The organism is Acinetobacter sp. YH12251, from assembly GCF_013417465.1.
Lineage (GTDB): Bacteria > Pseudomonadota > Gammaproteobacteria > Pseudomonadales > Moraxellaceae > Acinetobacter > Acinetobacter amyesii.
This window is the reverse complement of record NZ_VPDZ01000009.1, coordinates 87,391-107,348: the sequence shown is the minus strand read 5'-3', so window position 1 is coordinate 107,348 and position 19,958 is coordinate 87,391. Positions and strand designations below refer to the sequence as shown.

General features: G+C 40.7%; 20 protein-coding genes and 1 pseudogene. 14 read left to right on the top strand and 7 right to left on the bottom strand.

The window, feature by feature from the left end:
• Positions 1–19 precede the first annotated feature (19 nt).
• The 11 genes and pseudogenes from FTV27_RS09690 (at position 20) to FTV27_RS09640 (ending at position 9,358) form a co-directional block, all read left to right on the top strand.
• The gene (locus tag FTV27_RS09690) at positions 20–955 is read left to right on the top strand and encodes a hypothetical protein (RefSeq protein ID WP_180078227.1); all 936 of its coding nucleotides are present in this window, start codon (positions 20–22) and stop codon (positions 953–955) included.
• A 135-nt stretch (positions 956–1,090) separates the two neighbouring features.
• Complete coding sequence (locus FTV27_RS09685) at positions 1,091–1,477, top strand: ribonuclease E inhibitor RraB (protein WP_078191123.1); 387 nt, start codon at positions 1,091–1,093, stop codon at positions 1,475–1,477.
• A 329-nt stretch (positions 1,478–1,806) separates the two neighbouring features.
• Positions 1,807–2,253 (top strand): SRPBCC family protein, encoded by a 447-nt coding sequence (locus FTV27_RS09680; RefSeq protein WP_078191122.1) that lies wholly within the window; start codon positions 1,807–1,809, stop codon positions 2,251–2,253.
• Positions 2,254–2,297: 44 nt separating this feature from the next.
• Positions 2,298–2,666, top strand: coding sequence for a DUF488 domain-containing protein (locus tag FTV27_RS09675; RefSeq protein ID WP_180055549.1), 369 nt, complete (start codon positions 2,298–2,300; stop codon positions 2,664–2,666).
• A gap of 157 nt (positions 2,667–2,823) precedes the next feature.
• The gene (locus tag FTV27_RS09670; protein WP_078192316.1) at positions 2,824–3,165 is read left to right on the top strand and encodes a zinc ribbon domain-containing protein YjdM; all 342 of its coding nucleotides are present in this window, start codon (positions 2,824–2,826) and stop codon (positions 3,163–3,165) included.
• 162 nt (positions 3,166–3,327) lie between these two features.
• The gene (locus tag FTV27_RS09665; RefSeq protein WP_078192315.1) at positions 3,328–3,690 is read left to right on the top strand and encodes a 5-carboxymethyl-2-hydroxymuconate Delta-isomerase; all 363 of its coding nucleotides are present in this window, start codon (positions 3,328–3,330) and stop codon (positions 3,688–3,690) included.
• 273 nt (positions 3,691–3,963) lie between these two features.
• A pseudogene (locus tag FTV27_RS09660) lies at positions 3,964–4,248 on the top strand (YegP family protein).
• Positions 4,249–4,486: 238 nt separating this feature from the next.
• Positions 4,487–5,170 carry a DUF2939 domain-containing protein gene (locus FTV27_RS09655; protein WP_180078225.1) on the top strand — a complete coding sequence of 228 codons (684 nt, stop codon included), beginning with the start codon at positions 4,487–4,489 and terminating at the stop codon, positions 5,168–5,170.
• A 25-nt stretch (positions 5,171–5,195) separates the two neighbouring features.
• A complete protein-coding gene (locus FTV27_RS09650; RefSeq protein WP_218948040.1) occupies positions 5,196–5,642 on the top strand; it encodes a nuclear transport factor 2 family protein in 447 nt (148 codons plus the stop codon).
• Positions 5,643–5,780: 138 nt separating this feature from the next.
• On the top strand, positions 5,781–8,216 hold the full coding sequence (locus FTV27_RS09645; RefSeq protein ID WP_257230008.1) for an AI-2E family transporter: 2,436 nt from the start codon (positions 5,781–5,783) through the stop codon (positions 8,214–8,216).
• Between the two features lie 89 nt (positions 8,217–8,305).
• Positions 8,306–9,358, top strand: a complete 1,053-nt coding sequence (locus tag FTV27_RS09640; RefSeq protein WP_180078223.1) for a DUF1176 domain-containing protein — start codon at positions 8,306–8,308, stop codon at positions 9,356–9,358.
• Between the two features lie 79 nt (positions 9,359–9,437).
• Here the strand turns inward: FTV27_RS09640 and FTV27_RS09635 are convergent, their stop codons facing one another.
• Positions 9,438–10,205, bottom strand: coding sequence for a hydroxymethylpyrimidine/phosphomethylpyrimidine kinase (locus FTV27_RS09635; protein ID WP_180009867.1), 768 nt, complete (start codon positions 10,203–10,205; stop codon positions 9,438–9,440).
• A gap of 98 nt (positions 10,206–10,303) precedes the next feature.
• On the opposite strand from FTV27_RS09635, the gene FTV27_RS09630 reads away from it, so the two are divergent.
• Complete coding sequence (locus FTV27_RS09630; protein WP_180078302.1) at positions 10,304–10,975, top strand: HAD-IA family hydrolase; 672 nt, start codon at positions 10,304–10,306, stop codon at positions 10,973–10,975.
• Between the two features lie 28 nt (positions 10,976–11,003).
• On the opposite strand, the gene FTV27_RS09625 is transcribed toward FTV27_RS09630, so the two are convergent.
• The gene (locus tag FTV27_RS09625) at positions 11,004–11,453 is read right to left on the bottom strand and encodes a hypothetical protein (RefSeq protein WP_180048969.1); all 450 of its coding nucleotides are present in this window, start codon (positions 11,451–11,453) and stop codon (positions 11,004–11,006) included.
• Positions 11,454–11,751: 298 nt separating this feature from the next.
• Here FTV27_RS09625 and FTV27_RS09620 point away from each other — a divergent pair, with 298 nt between their 5' ends.
• Both FTV27_RS09620 and FTV27_RS17200 read left to right on the top strand, forming a co-directional pair.
• Entirely contained in the window at positions 11,752–12,921 is a 1,170-nt protein-coding gene (locus FTV27_RS09620) for a low temperature requirement protein A (protein WP_078191113.1), read from the top strand.
• A gap of 93 nt (positions 12,922–13,014) precedes the next feature.
• Positions 13,015–13,428: a TM2 domain-containing protein gene (locus tag FTV27_RS17200; RefSeq protein ID WP_249749088.1), complete on the top strand. Its 414-nt coding sequence runs from the start codon at positions 13,015–13,017 to the stop codon at positions 13,426–13,428.
• A 40-nt stretch (positions 13,429–13,468) separates the two neighbouring features.
• Here the strand turns inward: FTV27_RS17200 and FTV27_RS09610 are convergent, their stop codons facing one another.
• From FTV27_RS09610 to FTV27_RS09590, 5 genes are all read right to left on the bottom strand, one after another.
• On the bottom strand, positions 13,469–14,068 hold the full coding sequence (locus FTV27_RS09610; RefSeq protein WP_180004738.1) for a DUF805 domain-containing protein: 600 nt from the start codon (positions 14,066–14,068) through the stop codon (positions 13,469–13,471).
• A gap of 64 nt (positions 14,069–14,132) precedes the next feature.
• Positions 14,133–14,741: a DUF805 domain-containing protein gene (locus FTV27_RS09605; protein ID WP_180078221.1), complete on the bottom strand. Its 609-nt coding sequence runs from the start codon at positions 14,739–14,741 to the stop codon at positions 14,133–14,135.
• A 171-nt stretch (positions 14,742–14,912) separates the two neighbouring features.
• The gene (locus FTV27_RS09600; protein ID WP_078191110.1) at positions 14,913–16,196 is read right to left on the bottom strand and encodes a ribonucleotide-diphosphate reductase subunit beta; all 1,284 of its coding nucleotides are present in this window, start codon (positions 16,194–16,196) and stop codon (positions 14,913–14,915) included.
• 300 nt (positions 16,197–16,496) lie between these two features.
• Positions 16,497–16,817: a hypothetical protein gene (locus tag FTV27_RS09595; protein ID WP_180078219.1), complete on the bottom strand. Its 321-nt coding sequence runs from the start codon at positions 16,815–16,817 to the stop codon at positions 16,497–16,499.
• A 107-nt stretch (positions 16,818–16,924) separates the two neighbouring features.
• Positions 16,925–19,756: a ribonucleoside-diphosphate reductase subunit alpha gene (locus tag FTV27_RS09590; protein ID WP_180078217.1), complete on the bottom strand. Its 2,832-nt coding sequence runs from the start codon at positions 19,754–19,756 to the stop codon at positions 16,925–16,927.
• Positions 19,757–19,958: the final 202 nt, after the last annotated feature.

Here is a 19,958-nt window from a genome sequence, read left to right as displayed (position 1 = left end):
TTATTTTGAGGATTAGCAAATGATCAATATTGCTTTAATCGTCCTTATCATCCTATTAATTGTGGCTCTCCTTTTTGTTTATAACCGCAAATTGAAAAATGATAAAACCCTACGTTCACTGCAGGAAAACTTCGACCGTACGCGGCTAAAACTGGCTGAAACAGAGTCTCAGCAAGATGAATTGAATTATGAAATCAGCCAATTACGTATTCAAAATAGTGGGCTAAAAATCCAAGTCGATAAAGTAGCGAAATATCAACATATTGTGGATATTGAACAATATGTTGAGTATCGAACTTTACAGGCTGATGGTTTGGTGGAAGTCACCAAAGCCAATGCCGATATCATGTTGAATGATATTCGCGCACAGATTGAACAAGTACGTCAGTATTTGAGCAAATATCAAGAAAGAGCTAAATCACAAATACAGGAACAAGCCCGTGCCGAGTTAAAGGGTTTGTATAGCCAAGCGCTGGATCAGCAGCATTTGGAAAACATTAACCGTGCTTTGGACAACAAAATACGGGGCTATCAGTCAGCATTCTTTTTACCTTTACAGAGTATTTTAGATCAGCTGATGGATGGCATGAATGAATCTGCGGCAAAGCAAAATTTGACTGCGGTACGTTGCAAAATGATTGATGCAATGGAGCAGCAATCGACTGCAAAATGTAATTATGTTGATGAAGAACGTCGTTTGGCTGCGATGCAATTATTTACATTGGTGTTTAATAGTCGTGCTGATTTGTATTTAGCCCAATTAAATACCAAAAACTTAGGTGAGTTATTGCAGGCTTTGGCGGATGATTTCACCTTGCTCAATGCGCATGGTGTACATTTTAGTCAGGCACGGGTACTCGACAGTTATCTACAATTACGCTTAGAAGAATTGAAAATGGCAGCTTTGGTTTTACATTTCAAAGAAACTCAGGCCAATATGGACGTTGTGGTTTAATTTGAATTGTTATAAGAAAGATCGCTTCGGCGGTCTTTTTTTATGATGAAAGAGATTTCGCTAATGCAAATTGCAACAATTATCCGTTAATCTAAGTCAACAGAATAAAATTCATAAACGATAAGGGAAAGTACAATGACTCGTGATTTTAAACAATTTCCAGATGATGATAATGGCAATGTGCTGTGGCAGATGCAGCAAGATGGTGACGATCTATCTGTGCCGCACGAAATCGAATATTCAATTGCCTTTTCGACTCAAGAGCAGGCTGAACAGTGTGCATTGTACTTATTGAAAGAAGAGCAAAAAATTTCATTGTTCCAAGATGAAGAATCAGATCGCGTGGAATGGATTATCACGGTCTATGTTTATATGGAACCTGATTATGAAGATATCGTTGATTTAGAGCAATGGTTTATTAAAATTGCGGAACAACATTCGGGCGAATATGACGGCTGGGGTTGTATGGCTTATATCTATGAAGATGATGATCTGGATGAAGATGAAGCACAATTGAGCTAAGTCTCACTATTGCATCTTTAGCAACAAGAACCCAGTGATTCAACTGGGTTTTTATTTTTTAAATTGTAGGGATGTTGGGTTAAGTATTTATTTTTAAACAGTTTAAATTTAAGTTAATATGAATGCAGCTCACAAAACATAACACGGCATTGCGTTAAAGTGATGGGATCAATCTGTAGGATTCGCTATAGTATTGAACAGCAATGACCTTTCTCGCACGTCTCAAAGCTGTTTCATTTAGAACGTTTCAGTATGATAAAAATTGACGATAAAGCGAGGGTGAATGCATGTGGATGATTCAGTGAAAACAATGACAAAAGGACATCATCATGAGCAATACTGTTCGATTACATCGTGTTTTTAGTGCGCCTGTAGAGCGCGTTTATCGTGCCTTTGTGGAGCCAGATGCTTTAGTTAAATGGATGGCACCGCATGGATTTACTGCCCATGTGGAACATTCTGATGTGCGTGTAGGTGGCTCGTACCGCATGTCGTTTCAAAATTTTTCAACGGGAACCACACACGCTTTCCATGGTGATTATCATGAAGTCGTGCCGAATCATTTACTGCGCTATACAGACCAATTTGATATGCCAGAGTTGGCCGGTGAAATCGAAGTCACTGTTGAGTTTAAAGCGGTCTCAGTCGGAACCGAAGTGACGATTGTACAGGCAGGGTTGCCGAGCGTTATTCCACCAGATGCCTGTTATTTGGGTTGGCAGGAGTCTTTACAGTTGCTGGCTTTTTTAGTGAATCCAGCGATCCCCGATGAATAATTTGAAGAATGATCGAAAACTATAAATAGGCGAAGGAGGGCTTAATGACTGTACACATTAAACGTATTTATGATGAGATCAGTCCAGATGACGGGAAACGCATATTAGTCGATCGCTTGTGGCCGCGAGGTATCAGTAAAGTGAGCGCAGAGCTAGATTTGTGGCCGAAGGCATTGACGCCATCGACAGATTTACGTCGTTGGTATCATCAAGACGAGGCAATGGCTTCTCGTTGGGACGAATTTAAACAGCGCTATTTGCAAGAAATACAACCCAATCAAGCCGAGTTAGAACAACTGCGCGCATGGGAAAAAGAGGAGCCCCTGACCTTACTCACAGCGGCCAAACATATGGATAAAAATCATGCGCATATCTTAAAAGCTTTAATATTAAATACCTCATTAGAGATCTAAAATTTAAACCTTCAAGTGCTGTAGCGTTGTGAAATTTACGACCTTCACAAGGTGATTAAACCATACGAAATTTATGGTTTTTAAGTTTATGAAATACATAAAAATGTTATATTAAGTTTCTGTGGATTTTTACATCCATCTTTTTTTGAGGTCTTGTATGTCTTTACCCAATTGTCCCCAATGTAATTCTGAATATACCTATAATGATGGCGATTTACTGATTTGTCCTGAATGTTCACATGAATGGCGTGAAGGCGAAAGCGCTGCAGATGAACAGGTGCTGATTAAAGACGCCAATGGCAATGTATTGACCGATGGTGACACGGTTACTGTGGTGAAAGACCTTAAAATTAAAGGCTCATCCTCAGTGGTGAAAGTTGGCACCAAAGTTAAAAATATCCGTCTTTTAGCCGATGCAACAGATGGTCATGACATTGATTGTAAAATTGATGGTATTGGGGCTATGAAACTCAAATCTGAATACGTGAAAAAAGTTTAAGTTTCGTTTTTGTTCGCTTTAAAGCAATCTTCAATCATCCTAAGCGAAGGCCACACTTGGCTTGGGATGTCTACTTAAAGATGAAATAGATAACTAATCCGCTATAGATTTTATTTTTCAGCCTGCATAATAGACGCATTACGGGTTTGAAATGTCTTTACTATGCCGCATATTCATTTGGAATATTCCAATAACCTTGAGCTTGAGGCTCGTCCTTTACTTAAAGCGCTAAACACTGCCTTATTTGAATCGGGTCATGTTAGTGCCATCAATGATATTAAAAGCCGCGCTGTCGCTCAGCAAGATTTTGTTGTGGGTTTGGATGAACATGCTCAACATGCGTATATGCATGCCAAAGTTTCATTATTGACGGGTAGAACGGTCGAAGTGCAAAAGCAAATTTCATTGTTACTATTGGACGTGTTGAAACAACATGTCACAGCTCCAGCAATAGAAGTGCAACTTTGTGTGGAAATATTAGAAATGAATAAAGCGACGTATTCAAAGCAGATCCTCAGTCCTTAAGGCCTTTATTCAATGCGTTGAGTAATGCGCCTCTATTCACAAATACATCATGATGAAAGAATGATGAAATCCGACTTCGGTCGGATTATTTTTTATTGGAATTATTTATTGAAAATCATTTTCTTAGTGATTAAATTTTAAGCCTTGACACTGATCAAAAAAGACATTGAAAAATGTGACCGAGTTCATTTATATTCTGTAGATCAGGTTGAATTTCCAACAACAAATCCTGATCGAATAATAGATAAAACAATGAAAATGATGGGGTAACATATGTCGGAATGGTACCAGATCACTCATTCTAATGATCAGCAGTTTCGTTTTCTATTAAAAGCATGGAACGGTGAAATCATTTTAACGAGTGAATTATATAAAGTGTAAGCATCATCACAAAATGGGATTGAGTCTGTACAAAACAACAGTGCAGATGATAGTCGCTTTGAACGACGGAATGTTAATAATGGTAAACCATATTTCAATCTGAAAGCGGCAAACCATCATATTATTGGGATCAGCCAATTTTATGCCAGTGAGCAATCGCGCGATAAAGGCATTTAGTCAGTTAAAACCCATGGTGCGAATACCCAAATTAGAGAATTAACAGCTTAAATTTGAAACAACCTGATTAAGACAGCCAAAGCGAGATGAACAAACCTGAAGGCTCGTCAAAATCACAAGATCAAAAGCTATATGGTTCTCAGATAAGCGCTGTTATGTTGGATGCTATTCAATCTAGAGCAGGCTTATTTAACGGTACAAGGAAGTACTACAACTTCACTGGCTAGAGTGGTGAACGATGAATAAGCAGAATCATATTTTGTATTATGGGCTCATTGCGATCTTGATCATCGTCTTGGGTTGGATGATTGCGTCTCCGTATTGGGTGCTGTACCAAATACGTCAAGCCTATGAGCACAATCAACCTGAAAAAATTGCTCAATATATCGATTTTGCGGCAGTCAAATCGAGTCTAAAACCACAAGTTAAAGACCTCATTCAACAGAAAACTGGGCTACAGCATTTACCCGAATTCGCTCAGTCGTGGGGTGGGCAGCTCAGCACAGTCCTCAGTGCAACGCTGGTCGACAGTCTGGTCAATCCAAACAGTATCATGCTGCTTTTACAAGGCAAAGCATTAAAAGAGTCGATCCAATTACCAGAAATAACCCAACTAACCAATCCGAGCATGATTAGCTCAGGGATTGAACTATTCACTCATGCTGAAAATAAGGTCGCAGAACAACCTCATACATCAACATCATCCAAAAAGGATGCAACTCCAACTACTGTCGCTTTAAAACAAAGCCAGTCCCTTGAACCCAAAGCAAGCTATAGTGCTTGGAATCGATTTGATCTGTATGTGCCGCTCCAAGGCCTTAGCGAAGCAACATATACCGTATTTAGGATGCAACGCCGAGGTTGGAGCTGGAAGATCGTTGAAATTCAACTTCCAAACGCCTCACAGAATAATGCTTCATAAAAAATAAAAGAAATAGGTGCCAGAGATGCAAGATAAAATCAAAATAGTCGGTGACCAACAGGCCGCTGACGAAATTCTGCAATTTTTAGCCAATTGGGATGAGGTTATCTGCCAATTGAAAATTGAGAATATTGCTGAATCCTGCGCAGCAGATGTGAACTTTTTTGATGCCAGTTGTGAAATGCGCGGCTTAATGGCATATCAAAAAATGTGGGAATTTTATCGGGAGTATTTTCGTGAAGGTTTAAAGGTGTTTAGGCGGGAACTGGTCATCCATGCAGAACCTGATATTGCCTTTCTGCACTGTTATTCCAAAATTGATGATAAGAGTGGGATACCAACGCCAGGGATCTCGTGGTGTCGTAACACCATTGGGATGAAAAAAACGCAGTCTCTATGGAAGATCGTTCATCAACATATTTCTGTTCCAGTGGATATTGTGACTCATCAAAGTAAAGTAATTATCTTTTAATTCATCTCAAAACACAGTATGAAAACAGAGTTATAAAGCTCTGTTTTTTTTCTTTGCAAATCATTACATGAAATGCGTATGCAGTTCTAAAACTTCAGCCTAAATTAAAAAATAATGACCATCGTTCAGGATAAGAAAATGGATCATAAAAATAATAAATTAGCGCAAGATTTTGAATCATCACCATCAGGTCAAAAGCAAGGCTTGCAAGACCTGAACGCCTCGAAGCAAATGCCCCCTGCAGATTTACATAAAGTGATTCGAATCACGGCAGGATTCATCATCGGCAGTTTGCTGATTGCGGCCTTATATCTTGGTAAAGATATTTTTATTCCATTGGCACTCGCAATCTTATTGGCTTTTTTAGTTGACCCTTTGGTGATGAAACTCCGAGGTTGGGGACTACCACAGATGCCATCGATATTTATTGTGGTCGGTTTGGCTTTGGCGATTTTGTCCGGCGCGGCCTCTTATTTGGGTTATCAACTGGGGCAATTAAGCCAAGAGTTACCGCAATATCACGGTACGATTCAAAAGAAAATGGATTCTATTCGTCAATTTGCACGCGGCCCGAGTGTTTGGGATGGCGCAAAAACCACCATAGATACTGTTGAAAACTCGATAGATGATGTGGTGCCTGAAGAGAAAAATCCTAAAGTGCAGCAAGTGGAAGTGGTTGGACAACAACAAACCACGGCTGAAGCGGTCATGGCTTGGAGTGAGCGGGTGCTCAATCCCTTGGCAACCGCAGGTATTGTATTTTTGTTTGTGATTCTGATTTTGGTCAATCGGAAAGATTTGCATGACCGTTTCCTTAAGCTGCTGGGCGGCAATTTAAATATCGGAACAGACGCACTAGATGAAGCCGCCAATCGTATCGGTAAATATTTACGTATGCAGCTGATGGTCAATGTGACCTACGGTATTCCGATGGCCTTGGGACTTTGGTTTATTGGGGTGCCGGCAGCAATTATGTGGGGAATGGTGGCGATTGTGATGCGCTTTGTTCCCTATGTCGGCCCAATGATTTCTGCGATTTTCCCCATTGCATTGGCTTTTGCGGTAGATCCCACATGGAATATGGTGCTATGGACAGCGGGTTTAATTTTGCTCTTGGAGTTGGTCAGTAATAATATTATTGAGCCTTGGTTATATGGGGAAAGTACCGGACTTTCAACCTTAGCCATTATTATTGCTGCCATGTTTTGGACGGCTGTGTGGGGGCCGATTGGTTTGATTTTATCGACGCCTTTAACCGCGTGTTTATTGGTGCTTTCGAGCTATGTACCATCCTTAGGTTTTATTAAAACCCTGATCGGTAGTACGCCTGCATTGGCACCACATGAGCGCTTCTATCAAAGATTAGTCGCTGATGATGTGCAAGATGCCATGGGTGTTGCACAGACTTTTATTGCTGAAAAGTTACCGAAGGATGCGACGGATGAAATCAAGGCACGGCGGGTTAATGCGTTTTATGCCAAAGTCGCGATTCCAGCCATACGGATTTTTTCGAGAGGCCACAACACCGAGGCCAGTGCTGAACATCGACTACGTTTACATCAGGGATTAAAACTGTTTAATCATAGTTTTCAACGGGCATATCCAGTTGCACAGCAGGATCAGAAAGCAGCGGTGTTATGTATCGGGGCACGTTGGGAAATTGATGTTCAAGTATCGGCTATGTTGGCGCATAGCCTAAGCTTAAGCGGTATTCCGGCTCAGGCTTTTAGCGACGTATTGATACAAAATCAGCATCAAAGTATAGATGATATCCAAGAGGATATTCAGATCGTATGTATTTCGATTTTCCATACGGCACCAGAAGCTCAAATTCGCCTTTTAAGCCATGTTTTTAAGGCACAGTTTCCAGATAAAAAACTGATTTTTGCACTGTGGAGCTGTGATGAAGTAAAGCAATTAGATGCGATCAAAGAAAATTTCATCGTCGATGCTGTAGTCAATAATATGAATGACTTGTTATTAACCATTGAAGCTTTTCAATTGACGCATGGTGAGTCTTGGTTGGATGAGCCTGATCCTAGCGTTGAAGCACAGCGCTTAAAAGCATTAGAAGAACTGAATGTTTTGGATGAGCGGAATTTACCGATTTATGAACAATATATTGAAGAAGCCCGACAAGCCTTCGATGTGAAATATGCACAAATTTCTTGGGTCAAGCAAGACTGGGTCTATACTCCAGGTAGCCCTTTGGCTCAGGCTACCGAGCAACCGATGCAGGTGCGCCAGTCGAAGCAAGACTCGATCTGCAGCCATTTGGTGTATCAAAATGAACGCTTGATTATTGAAGACTTACAACGTGACCCACGCTTTGCGCATTTACCTGAATTGATGCATAACCGCATTCGCTTTTATGCAGGCGTTGCACTTAGAGACCGTAATGGGGTGGCATTGGGAAGTTTCTGTGTTTTAGATCGGCAGCCGAATCAAATGACCGAAGATGATATGAGTCTTTTAAAAGACCTAGCGGCAGATTTGATGAATACGCTCAGTGATGAAAATGCGAAACGAATAAAATGTGAAGAGATACAGCAACTGAATGATTCATCTCTATAAATTTAAATCATGTAGCAGATCCATTTAAACTGGAGTTTCAGTGAAAAGCATTCTAAGATGGCTCTAATATAATTATTCGAGCCAAAGACATGAACAAAAATAATGTCATCTGGCAACTTTTATTGGGCTACGTTGCTGCATTGGGTTGTAGTGTGAGTTTTGCTCAAATTCAAGGAAATTATTTTTCACATAAGGATTGGGAAATCGCTTGTGATAATACGGGGACTTGTCGCGTTGCAGGTTATCAAGCGGAGGGCAATCAGCCCGCTATTTCTGTATTATTACAACGTGCTGCGGGCGCTCAAGCGCAAGTCAGCGCACGAGTGAAACTCGATCCTGAAACGTTAAGTGCGGCAAATAAACCGCTTCAACTTTACACTTTAGGTAAAAATCAGGGAACTGTGCAGCTTGATGCCAAAACTGCGGAAGGTCAGTTAAGTGCAGCTCAAACTCAAAAACTGATTCAAGCCTTACAAGCCAATCAACCGATTGTGTGGAAAGGCAACAACAAAACATGGTTATTGTCTGTGCAGGGCGCTAGTGCGGTTTTGCTCCGTATGGATGATTTTCAAAAGCGCATAGGGACAAATTCGGCATTATTGCGTAAAGCCAATAGCAGTTCGGCCAATGTACTCAAACCGAAAAGTATTCCGAAAGTGTATATTCAAAATTATAGTAAGGGCTTACAAACACGGTATGCCGTCAATGCGCCCACAGCCAAACAATTATTTGGCTTGATTAAGAAAAAAACCATAGTGGAAGATTGTCCTCAACTCTTTGATGCAAATTTCTTAGAGGATGATCGAGTCGTGGTGTTTCCAATCAATGGAAAAAATGCCTTGGTCGAAGTGCCATGTTGGCGTGGGGCATATAACAGTGGCAATGGCTATTGGTTAATGGATCGAAATTTAAAGCAAATCAAACAATCCGTGACCTTTTCTGGAAGTGGGTTTAGTGAAGGACAAATTTTCTCCAACCAACGTGGACGAGGCATTGGCGATTGTCAAAGTAAAGGGGAATGGTCGTGGAACGGTCAGCGCTTTATCCAAACCTATATGGCAAAAACCACACAGTGCAAAGGATTTGCTGGCGGTGCATGGGAAATTCCAACCTTAGTATATTGGGTTCAACTCGACTCTTAATTACAAAAAGCCCTGATATACAGGGCTTTTAAATCATATAAAGTAGTTTTTATCGGCTTAACATGAATAACCAACAATACTAAAAACGTTTTGGAATTTTTTGTCCGCCCACAACAGGTGATTCAGCGATTTTCAACACACCAAATAGCCATGTTTCGGCATGATGAACAGCCGTTTTGAGCTCATCACCCAAGGCTAATCGCCCAGCAATAAAACTCGCCAATGAGCAGCCAGAACCGTGATATTCCCCATCTAGTCGTGGACAACGGGTTTCAGAAACTAATTCACCCTGAATGTACAACGAGTTTTGGATATAGTCTGGCGTATTTTCATGGCCACCTTTTACTAATACCGCTTGAGCGCCCATCGCAAAAAGTTTTGCTGTAGCTTTAGATATGTCGTCTTCACCTGTGAGTGCGCGTAATTCTACGGTATTAGGTGTAAGCACAGTGGCAAGCGGAATCAATTCCGCAAAGGCTTTGACCAACGTTGCTTGATCGCCCAAAGAACCACCACTATTGGCAACTAAAACGGGGTCGAGAACATAATGATATTCGGGATGTTCACGTAAAAACTCAGCGAGAGCCGCGATATTTTCAGTCGTTCCTAACATTCCTGATTTTACACAGCGAATAGGGAGGTCACCGACGACGGCATGTGCTTGAGCCAGCAATAACTCACGAGAGGTCGCTTCAAACGAATACACTTGTTGTGAGTTTTGAACGGTTAATGCTGTACACGCAATGGCAGCATGTGCACCACTTTGACCAATGGCTTCAATGTCCGCTTGCAGTCCTGCACCACCTGAAGGGTCAAGACCTGAAAAGCACAGTACAGTAGGGCGCACAATGATGTCCTTATTAAACAAAATTTGCGATAGTATAGGCAACTTTGAGCGAACACTCGATAGTATTTTTGCAGAAGTGAATGGATAAGGTAAAAGCTGTGATTAAGAATATATTGATCGATCTCGATGGAACATTAACAGATCCAAAAGTAGGCATTACCACTTCAGCACGCTATGGACTGGCGAAAATTGGACATCCCATTTCGGATGAGACCAATATCGATTGGATCATTGGGCCGCCTTTAAAAGCCTCTTTGGCAAAAATCCTCAATGTCGATGTGCATAATGTACTTGCAGATCAGGCTTTACTAGGTTATCGCGAGCGCTTTGCCGTTACCGGTTTATTTGAAAATAAAGTCTATCCTGCCGTTGCCGAAACTCTAGCAACTTTACAACAGCAAGGCTTTCACTTGTACGTCGCTACAGCAAAGCCGACGGTTTATGCTCGCCAAATTTTAGAACATTTTGATTTGGCACAATATTTTACTGTGATCTATGGCAGTGAACTGAACGGTGAGCGAACCAACAAAGGCGATTTAATTGAATATATTTTGCAGCAAGAACAGTTAGATGCAAAAGAATGTGTGATGGTGGGAGACCGTGAGTACGATATTTTAGGCGCACGCCGTAATGCAGTGCCGAGTATTGCTGTGAGCTATGGTTATGGTAGTGCAGAAGAAATTCAAATGGCTGCACCTGCGCTAGTAATTGACGGTTTTAACGATTTGATTTCGAGTATTGAGCAATTGCAGCAGCAGAAAGTGTCGTAGTTGCACCGAACCTAATGAATGATGCTGATTATTTAAAGATAATCAGCAAAATCAGAAAAATCAGCCCACAGAAAAACCATTTGAGCAAAGGTGACTCATCATTTTTGATGGTTTCTGCTTCGAGTGCGATACCATGTTTGTCGTAAACAAATACAAAATGTGCATTTGCGCTTAGTGCCATTTCTTGAATGGCTTGTAGCTCGAGTGCGCTGACTTCTTCACTTAAGCGTTCTTTTAACTGAATAAAAATAACCGGTTGTCCAAACTCATACCACTTGAAGTGGATCTGTTGTATGAGTTGGTTGAAGCACTGTTCTGCAACATGATAGTTTCGGACAAAACTTCCGCGTTCTATAAACGCCAGAGGGCAGTTTTGTTCAGCTACAATTTGATGATCACGCGTTAAAACTTGCATTTGATCATAATGGATCTGTACCCAAACTGCGTCAGGAAAAGACGCTAATTTTTCTTTTAACATCACTTTTAGGTTTCATTATTGTTTTTAGTGGCTAGCAGTATGTCATTAAAATTTAGAGAAAAATATAGCTGAGATATAAAAAACACATCGATCTATCGAGTTTTTTTTTAACGTCTTTCGCAGTTTTGTCACTTTGAATTTTTAACTTCCACGATTGAAATATCTAAAGCTTAAGTAGGTTTTTAAAGCCATTATCCCTTTTCTAGAAAACTGTATCTCATCTGATTTATGTAATCGACCTTGTAACTATTTCAGGCTTTTGAAAAAATTCAGACAGAAAACAATAAAGCTGAATGCTATGTCCAAATCATTTTTATTCCCTAGTCAGTGGCTCAAACCTTTGCACCCACGTGATCCACATGAGCATCATCGTGTCGCGACCTCTTTAGAATTGCTTTTTGACTTGATCTTTGTCGTTGCGATCGCAACAGCAGGGCAGCAACTGCATCATGCCATTGTTGAAAATCATTTAGCTCAGGGTTTAACGCTGTATGGCATGGTGTTTTTTGCTTTATGGTGGGCGTGGATGAACTTTAGTTGGTTTGCCTCAGCATATGATAATGATGATGCGCTCTATCGAATCTTAACTTTTGTACAGATTATTGGTTCTTTGGTCATTGCTGCAGGTATTCCAAGCGCATTTCAAAAGCAAGATTTTGATGTGATTGTGATTGGCTATGCCATTATGCGTCTAGGCTTAGTTACGCAGTGGTTTCGCGTTGCAAAGCATGATCTGTCCCGTCGGAAAACTGCATTACGTTATGCTTTTGGCATCATACTGGTACAAGTCGGGTGGCTGTTCTTTCATTTTTCGCCGCTGCATTTCACCGTTTATCTTTTCATTTTGCTCGCAATTGCTGAACTGTCTGTGCCAGTTTTTGCAGAAGCTGCAAGCCGTACACCTTGGCATGCGCATCATATAGCAGAGCGATATTCACTGCTTACCATTATTGTTTTAGGCGAATCTATTGTCGGATGCTCGATTGCCATAACCGATGCATTAACAAATCAGCGTTTTAGTACTGAACTGATCTTTTTGATGGTAGGCGGCCTGATGATGATGTTCACCATGTGGTGGTCTTATTTTGATACCAGTATTGCAGAGCGTTTAAATAGCCGAAAAATGGCATTTACTTGGGGTTATGGACATTTCTTTGTCTTTATTAGTATCGCGGCGATTGGTGCAGGTTTAGCTGCCGCAGTTGATGTAGTTTCGCATGAGGCGCTGATTAGTTCTGAGAAAGAAAGCTACTTTGTAGCGATCAGCCTTGTGATTTATACGACAAGTTTATATTTACTCCATGAATTGCATCATCAAAGTGGTTTTAGAAAACTTTTATATCCTTTAACCGTGGTGATTGTTTTGTGTATTCCGTTGTTTATTACTCCTGCAGGTTATGCGATATTTGCGATGGCTGTGGTATATGCATTGAGATTGATGTTTACAAAATGCTATTTGGCAAGATAAGTTAATGATATGATATTCATCAATAATTCGTTATATTGCTGATGAAAATAACGTCCAAGAATCATCAAATAAAGATAAAACATAGAGGATTATATGAAAGGGCAAATACTAGATTTTTCTGTTCAAAATAATACAGGCATCATCAGCGGAGATGATCAGAATCGTTATCAATTTTCTGGAAGCGATTGGAAAGGACAAACTGTTCCTGCTCGTGGACAATTTGTTGATTTTGAGACAAGTGGAATGGGTTACGCAACCGATATTTACTTAGTCGCTGTGCCGAATGCTTTAGGCACGCAATACGTTCAAAAGAGTCGAATTGTTGCTGCACTCTTAGCATTCTTCCTTGGTGGATTTGGTATCCATAAATTCTATTTGGGTCGTATTGGATGGGGGATTGTGTATCTACTATTCTGTTGGACCTTTATTCCATCCATTGTTGCTTTTATTGAATTTATTATTTATCTATGCACTTCAGATGAAGATTTTGCACGTAAATATGGCTAAATTTTTGTGTTAAAAGATAAGGCGCATTGTGCGCCTTATCTTATTGTTGCAGATCTCTAGCGGGTTGACCCCATTGGTTGTTCTCGGCTTTGGTGTCTGTAGCCCACCAGATAATCAGTGGGATGATCCCAATGATTGTGAGCATTAAAAGTTGCCACCAACCTGAACGTCCTGTGTCATGTAGTCGACGTGCGCCAACAGCTAAGCTAGGAATGAGTAAAACGATATTAGTAATATTTTCTAGCCAAGGTTCACTGCCAATAACGAAATCGCAAACAGAGGCAAGTATAATGACCAATATACAAAATAGCCAAAAGAACCAGAACTCTTTACGTCGAGCACGTCCTTCAAATTCAGCAAACTTTTTCAGTGGTTTGAATGACCACGCGAAAAAGTCATAGTTTTCCTCTTCTTCACTGTAGTTTGTTCGCGTATTGGTGGAAAAACTTTGTTGGCGTAATGCAATATAGACTTGAATCGCTTGCCCACTTTCATCCAAAGCAAAATCAACCTGTTCTCCACGTGTAGGTGGTCTTTGACCTCGCCATTCATGACCAGCAAATTGATAGTGTTTTCCATCTTCAGCACTAATCACCCCAGTATTAGTTTGAATCGAAAAATCTAGTATTTGTCCTTTCATATTTTTCCTGAGTTAATGTGCTGTTGATAGGGTGGCTACATAAATAGTAGCCACGATTTTTTATTTATTTTGCAGGTTGTCCCCATTGGTTTACTTCAGGTTTAGTTTCCGTTGCAAGCCAAATTAGGACTAAAATCGGTCCAACGAGTGGAATCATTTGTATTAACCAATACCAACCGGATTTATTAATATCATGTAAACGACGTACTGCAACAGAAAGGGACGGAATAACCATTGCTAAGATGAAAATACCAGTGAATATTCCTTTGGTCCTAAGCACTGAATCGACAATCAGAGTAATAATCATTGCGATAAGATAGACCAATACAAAATACCAATATTCTTTACGGCGTGCACGTCCAGTAAAGTTGGCATAATTTTTTAGACATTTGACAAACCAATCAATCATGTTGAATTGTGATTCAGCTTGGTCTTGGTTTGAAATTTTATCGAGTTGCTGTGAAATTTGTTGAATATGATTGCTGCTGCCAAGTGCATTGAATACTTGAACAGCTTGACCTTCTGGACTGATATCGAAATCTACATGATCGCCGCGTTTAGGTGTATTTTGGCCACGCCATTCTGCACCTGTAAACTCATAACGGTTTTGATCATCTCCACTGATGATGCCTGAATTAGTTTGTACTGAATAATCTAATATCTGACCTTTCATTCTGTCCTCTTTTATTATGTGATTTTTATTAATTGATGTATTTTTATACCGTTTTATATTAGCAGAATATGAATTAAATTAAATGCATAGATTTGCTTGGGTGAATGAAATTCTTCATAAAAAAAAGCGGAACACTTTGGTTCCGCTTTTGATATTTCGCTGAAAAATTTATTACCAGCTTAACGCACCACCAGTTTGGTAGTCAGTTACGCGAGTTTCAAAGAAGTTCTTCTCTTTACGTAAGTCCATCATTTCTGACATCCACTGGAATGGGTTATTCACGCCAGCAAATTGTTCAGGCAAGCCCAATTGGCTTAAACGACGGTTACAGATGAACTTCAAGTATTCTTCCATCATGCCTGCATTCATACCCAATACACCGCGTGGCATCGTGTCACGTGCATATTCGATTTCAAGCATTGTACCTTCAAGAATCATTTGAATGATTTCTTCTTGGAACTCAGCAGTCCATAGGTGAGGGTTCTCGATCTTGATTTGGTTGATCATGTCGATACCAAAGTTCAAGTGCATAGATTCATCACGTAAGATGTATTGGAATTGCTCAGCAACACCATTCATCTTGTTACGACGACCCATAGACAAGATTTGGCTGAAACCACAGTAGAAGAAGATACCTTCAAGTACGCAGTAGAACGCGATCAAGTTGCGAAGCAAGATTTGGTCGTTTTCAGGTGTACCTGTTTTGAACGTAGGATCACTTAAAGATTGTGTATATTTCAGACCCCAAGCTGCTTTACGAGCCACTGAAGGAATTTCACGGTACATGTTGAAGACTTCGCCTTCGTCCATACCTAAAGATTCGATACAGTATTGGTAAGCGTGCGTGTGAATCGCTTCTTCAAATGATTGACGTAAGATGTACTGACGGCATTCAGGGTTAGTAATGTGACGGTAGATTGCAAGAACCAAGTTGTTCGCAACCAATGAATCCGCAGTCGAGAAGAAACCTAAAGAACGCATAACAATGGTACGCTCATCTTCGGTTAAGCCATTTTCAGACTTCCAAAGTGCGATGTCATGGTTCATGTTCACTTCTTGCGGCATCCAGTGGTTTGCGCAACCGTCTAGATATTTTTGCCAAGCCCATTCGTATTTGAACGGTACAAGTTGGTTTAAGTCAGCGCGGCAGTTGATCATCGCTTTATCGTCAACTTGAACACGCTGAGCACCCATTTCTAGCTCTTCTAAGCCAGGTGCAACGTCTAGATTTTCTAGAGCGTTAGATGCTCTTGCCAACGGATCGGTTGGATCTGTTGGTCGATTTGTACTGGTTCGAGCGGGTTGTGCAGCTGCCAAATTCGGCGATGAGTGCTGTGCATTAGATACCACTTGCGAATCAGTCGTTTTTTGCGGTTCGACGGGCGCAGGCTGGTGAGCTTGTGCAGCTTGTTTCGGTTCATCATCTTCGAAATCGTCCCAACTTAGGATAGACATAACAGTTCTCTCTTCGTTGCTTTATATCTTTTATAGACATCCAGCGTCGCTGAGATGTCCTACTATACGCTCAATTTGTGTAAGCAAAATTAAGTTTTGTCGATCACTGCTCTAAAAGTGTTCGGTAGAGCAAATATCCCCACTACTTATTTTGATTACGCGATTTATATGCCTTGAACCAGAAATAGGCGATCGGGACATAAAAAGTCAAAATAAAGGAAACCACCAAGGCAACAAGTCCTAACTGATAGTTATGGGTCATATGGAGCATGGTGGAGTCCTTTGCTTGTTAATAATTCTTTATAAAAAGAAATTATTGAATAATGTAGACAACGCAAATTGATCACTTATTAATTGAAATAAAATTGGAGTGAAAAACCACCATCCAAATTTAGTAATTAACTTTACAAGAAGATCCAATAACCGTTGTCTTATATGTTCATTAGGGAAAATTAATTTTCCCATTTGAACTAATAATGTGTACAGGGCATCTAAAAATCTTTGGGTTTGTATCCAATATAGAGAAAAGATTTCAAATTTCTCCATGCGACTTTTATGATCTGCTTTTTCTTTTTTGGTTAGCTTGAGCTTTTGACCAAAGACATCTTTCTTCTTAGACATAAATCCTCACTACTGAAAACTTATGCTACATGTAGCCCATGTTTTGAAGAATTATCAGGTAGGGCTACAGAGGTAGCCTTTATTCTGATGTAGATACCTTTAGTTAATTACTGACAAGCTTCACAATCAGGGTTGTCAATTGAACATGCCATTGGCACTGGAGCTGCTTGACCAAAACCTTCTTCTTCAGCAGCAACTTCAGCTTTAGGTTCTTCTTTCGCAACTGCAGTTACAGGTGCTGCAACAGTAGCAGGCTTAACCGCGTTCAATGCACCAGTATTAATGGTTGATTTCTCAGCAGACGTCGCACCCAATGCACGTAGGTAATAAGTAGTTTTAAGACCACGTAACCATGCCATTTTGTACGTCATATCAAGTTTCTTACCGTTTGCACCAGAGATGTAAAGGTTAAGAGACTGAGCTTGGTCGATCCATTTTTGACGACGTGATGCAGCATCAACAATCCAACGTGGCTCAACTTCGAACGCAGTCGCGAAGATTGCTTTAAGCTCTTCAGGAATACGTGCGATTTTTTGAACCGAACCTTCGAAGTGTTTAAGGTCGTTCACCATTACAGAATCCCAAAGACCGCGATCTTTTAACGCACGTACTAGGTACGGGTTGATCACTGTGAATTCACCAGAAAGGTTAGATTTCACATACAAGTTTTGGAAAGTTGGTTCGATTGATTGAGACACGCCACAAATGTTCGAAATGGTTGCAGTCGGTGCAATCGCCATCACGTTTGAGTTACGCATACCGTCTTTTTGAACTTTAGTACGTAAAGTATCCCAGTCCAAACGTGTTGTACGGTCAACTTCGAACATACGGTCAGGACGTGCTTTTTGTACGATATCTAAAGAGTCAATTGGCAAGATACCTTGATCCCAAAGTGAACCTTTAAATGTCTCGTAAGTACCACGTTCAAGTGCCAAGTCGCTAGACGTTTGGATTGCGTAGTAAGAAATCACTTCCATAGATTCGTCAGCGAACTCAACCGCAGCATCAGAACCATAAGCCAATTTCATTTCGTATAAAGCATCTTGGAAGCCCATGATACCCATACCCACTGGACGGTGTTTCAAGTTCGAGTTACGCGCTTGTGGAACAGCGTAGTAGTTGATGTCAATCACGTTGTCGAGCATACGAACAGCAGTTTTAACTGTACGAGCAAGCTTTTCACGATCTAACACACCGCCTTGAACGTGTTGTACAAGGTTAATTGAACCTAAGTTACATACTGCGATTTCATCTTCGTTAGTGTTCAGCGTAATTTCTGTACACAAGTTAGAAGAGTGAACTACACCAACGTGTTGTTGTGGTGAACGTAAGTTACATACGTCTTTGAATGTGATCCAAGGGTGACCAGTTTCAAACAACATAGACAACATTTTGCGCCATAAGTCTTTCGCACGGACTTTCTTATGTAGCATGTTGGTTTCTTTCGCAATGCCTTCGTAGTAAGCATAGCGTTCAGCAAATTCTGCACCTGTTAGGTCATGCAAGTCAGGTGTTTCAGATGGTGTGAACAGAGTCCATTCAGCATCTTCGAATACACGTTGCATAAACAAATCTGGAACCCAGTTCGCTGTGTTCATGTCGTGTGTACGACGACGGTCATCACCTGTGTTCTTACGAAGCTCTAGGAATTCTTCGATGTCCAAGTGCCAAGTTTCAAGGTATGCACATACTGCACCTTTACGTTTACCACCTTGGTTGACTGCAACAGCAGTATCGTTGGCAACTTTAAGGAACGGTACAACACCTTGTGACTTACCATTTGTACCTTTGATGTACGAGTTAAGCGCACGAACTGGTGTCCAGTCATTACCTAAACCACCCGCCCATTTAGACAACATTGCGTTATCACGCATTGCGCCATAAATGTTGTAAAGGTCATCTGAAATCGTTGTTAAGTAACAGCTAGATAACTGTGGACGTAAAGTACCAGAGTTAAATAGAGTAGGCGTAGATGCCATGTAATCGAAGCTAGACAATAAATTATAGAATTCGATTGCACGTTCTTCACGGTTTTCTTCGTTCAATGAAAGACCCATTGAAACACGCATGAAGAATAATTGTGGTAATTCGAAACGTACGCCATTTGAGTGGATGAAGTAACGGTCAAATAAAGTTTGTAGACCTAAATAAGTAAATTGGTTTGAGCGTTCTGGTTGAATCGCAGCAGCCAATTTTGCAAGGTCAAAGTTAAGTAGTTCTGGAGAAAGAAGATCAAGCTCGATACCTTTCTTCAAGAAAGTTTCTAAAGCGTCGCCTTCATTCGTGTCAGTATCTAAACCTAAGAACTCTAACCCTGTAGCAACAAGGTCGTTACGCAATAAACGCGCAGTCACATATGTATAGTTTGGTTCTTGTTCGATACGTGTACGAGTAGCCATCATCATGGTCGTTGATATGTCTGACTCTTTTACGCCGTTATAAAGGTTTTTTACAGTCTCATCGATAATCGCTCGAACATCGATGCCTTCTAAACCTTCAGCTGCTTTAACAATATTTGCCTCAAGTGCGCCAAGATCAAGCGGTTTAAGCTGACCGTTTGAACCTGTCACTTGTAAAGTAGGGTGGTGGTGAGCACCAGTTTGTTTACGAGCTTCGGCACGTTGTTCGCGGTAAATCACGTAAGAGCGAGCAACTTTTTGCTCACCTGTACGCATAAGCGCAAGTTCAACCTGATCCTGAATTTCTTCAATATGAATGGTACCGCCAGAAGGTAAACGACGGTTAAAGGTATTCAATACCATCTCAGTTAATTGAGAGATACGGTCATGAATACGGCTGGAGTCAGCGCTTTGCTGGCCTTCAACGGCCAAGAACGCTTTACCAATCGCCACAGAGATTTTTTCTGCATCAAAAGGTGCAACGTCACCGGTGCGTTTAATCACCTGAATTTGACCAGGGGTTGAATTCGTTACGCTCATGCTAGCATAGCTCCATTTGTCATCTATTTTTATGTTAGGACCGTTTGAACTGGGCAATTTTTATGCCACAGTGTTTGAGGTTTAAACACAAGACCTAGTGGTTTAAAAATTTATTGAACACAAGATACGGGAAAATTCAGGGTATATCAATATTGACATTTTACTAAATGCTTTGAACTTTTCTGGCAGAAATCCATCTCAA